General features: G+C 52.9%; 1 protein-coding gene and 1 pseudogene. Both read right to left on the reverse strand.

The window, feature by feature from the left end; genetic code table 11:
- Nucleotides 1–529, reverse strand: a pseudogene (locus ACTHUM_RS13540) (GTPase HflX); the annotation flags it as partial.
- Nucleotides 530–573: 44 nt separating this feature from the next.
- A partial coding sequence (locus tag ACTHUM_RS13545) for a glycosyltransferase (protein WP_440403118.1) occupies nucleotides 574–1579 on the reverse strand: 1006 nt, incomplete at its 5' end.

The following is a 1579-nucleotide window of genomic DNA, read 5'->3' on the forward strand; positions in this document are numbered from 1 at the left end:
GGGTTTCGCCCGGCCCTTTCAAGCCGATACCGCCCTTCTGACTTTGCAGGTGTCCATAACCGCGTACCAGCCGTCCGCTCAAATGGTTCAACTGAGCCAGCTCCACCTGCAACTTACCTTCCTGCGATTGGGCGCGTTTGGCAAAAATCGCCAAAATCAAACCCACTCTGTCGAGGACGCGGCATTGAAGCTCTTTCTCCAGATTACGCTCTTGTGTCGGCGTGAGTTCGTGGTTAAACACGACCAGCCCGACATCATGCTGCTTGACCACTGCCGCCAATTCTTCCGCCTTACCCGTACCGACAAACAAAGCCGGATGCGGTTTGTCGCGGCGTGAAGTTTCGATAGAAACCAAATCGCCTCCGGCCGCGCTCACCAATTCTGCCGCTTCGGTCAAGGCCGTCTGAAAGCCGCGCTCGCGCGTTTCATTTGCGCCAGAATAGTCCGCCGTCAGCATTACGCCGACCAAGAGGACGCGTTCGGGCTGCTCCAAAGATTTATCGACGGAAAACAGATTGCGCTTGCTCAAAAAATTTCCTTTCAGACGGCCTTATGGCTGGGTCAAAGTGCTAATTAACGGTTTTTCAAAATATCGGCAAAATATTCGGTCACTTCTGCCAAACGTCCGCCTTGCGCGGCATAAGGCTGCATTACGGCCACCAGCTGCTCCAACACTTCGCGCGTTTCGGTTTGCGCGTGTTCGCGGTAGAGCCACATATTTTGCATGGTCACCGTGGTCAATGCCTCGCGTACATTAAGCAAGAGCAAGTGGCGGCAAGATTCATAGCCTTGGCGCAAATCGCCGGCGGCATAGGCGGTAACCGACAATTCATAGTCGATGTCCAACTGATAAACATTGCTTTGGACAAAAAGAATATCGTCTTTCGGGAACGGAATGCGCTTCGCCATCAAGCCGATCGCATGGGAAATGCGGTATTTTCCTTCCTGGCGCAGCATGGTTTGCGCAAGGTAGAGACACTCGGCACGGCGCGGGTTGTAATCGTAGCCTGCCAACCAAGTCGCCAAAGCTTCATCGCGTTTGCCCATTAATTTGTAGCACTCGCCCAGCTGTTGGTAAGAAACCGTCACTTCCTCGATCCAACCGCCCAACTCGATGCGTTTTTTAAACCATTCGCTCGCACGCTCGGGCATATCAGAATCCCAATAAGAACGTGCCGCATAAAAGGCGTAACGCGGTTTCAGGTCTTCATCTTCAGGGCTGTAAAACGCTTTTTCCAAAGAAACCGCATCAAGCAGGTATTTATTCGCCATATTGCTGCGTGCGCCGAAACGGCCGCTGAGAACCGTATAGTCGCCATGAAGCGTGGCTTCGCTGGTATCTTGTTTGTCGGTCTCGATAAACTCATGCAACACGCCGCGCCAGTAGAATGTTCCGTCATTGCGCAACAACAGCGGACGGTAATAAACCACTCTGCCCATGGCATGTCTCAGGCGGAGGCGGTAACGATCGGCAGTCAGCTCGGGCAATTCCAATTTGCCTTCAAAGCGGTCGTCCGCATCAAAAATCAAAACGTAATCGGTTTTGCCTTTTGCGTGTTGCAACGCCTGATTGCGGTTG

Source organism: Neisseria sp. P0021.S006 (genome assembly GCF_051956895.1).